The following is a 1,099-nucleotide window of genomic DNA, read 5'->3' as shown; positions in this document are numbered from 1 at the left end:
CTGATACTCGCCTCGCCCTGCTTAATCACACTAATAGGCAAGCGCTTAGCAGCAAACGGTGGTCCGCCGTTGACATCACGAATAGCGACAAAGAGCACATCATCACCTTTAATCAAAGGCAACAAACTACTATTGACCGTTACAGTTACCTCGACACCTTGAGCCGCTTGCTCTTGCTGCGCGTTTACGTTAGCACTGAGTTCATCCAAACTTGCCAGCGCCTGGCTATGATCACCAGGCTTAGCGGCAATACTGCCGCGCAAACGGCTGATCCAACTTTGCGCTTCGTCAAAGTTACTGCTACGCGCCTCGCCCATTGCCATGAGCATCTGCGCGCCTTCGTGCTGCGGGTTTTTGGCCAGCAAATCTTGCAATACGCGGCGACTGTCGGCGTTGAGTTGACCCTCATTAGCAAAAAAGCTGATTTGGGCGTAAGTGGCGGCAATCTCTTCGTTATCTGGAGAGAGGCGGTACGCACGCGATAGGGCTTCAATCGCAGACGGCGTGGCCTCAAGCGATAAGAATAGCTCGGATAAGCGCATCCAACGATCAGGGTCATCAGCATGACGATGCACATTGGTCTGCATGGCACTTATAAGCTGATTGCCATCTTCAATTGCCCACGCAGGCGGCTGATCAATTTTACCCGTTAATAGATCATCAGCCACTTGACCGACTTTGTCCTCGCTTGCCCAGAGATTGAATACAGGCGTACGATCACCGATTAATAAATAAGCTAGCGCTGCCAAAACAGGTACCCATATCATCACAATCAAACGGCTTTTGACGCCGGGTACGACCATCGGCGTGATTTGACGCTGCGCATCGAGCAGTTGGCGCTCAAGCTCAAGCTTTTGGTTTTGATAATGAGTGTCATCTATGACGCCGCTGTCTTTATCTGTTTGTAGCTCAGCGAGGCGCTCGCGGAACACAGCGACGTTGATATCGAGTAGCTGATTATCTACTGGCTTTTCAGGTCTACGAGCCGCACGCAGCCAAGGCATAACAACGATGACCGCTAATACTAAGCTGATTAATAGGCTTAGGGCGATAAATAAGCCAAAAGTAGAAAATAGGGTCATTTTTTATCCTTTATGCT

Annotated in this window: 1 protein-coding gene; it reads right to left on the bottom strand. The window is 50.0% G+C overall.

The window, feature by feature from the left end; genetic code table 11:
- On the bottom strand, positions 1–1,082 hold a 1,082-nt coding region (ccmI, locus tag ACTXGO_RS16430; protein ID WP_443574995.1), incomplete at its 3' end, for a c-type cytochrome biogenesis protein CcmI.
- Positions 1,083–1,099: the final 17 nt, after the last annotated feature.

This window comes from Psychrobacter sp. T6-1, from assembly GCF_052258445.1.
Note: the sequence above shows the minus strand (reverse complement) of the source record. Positions and strands in the feature narration are given on the sequence as shown.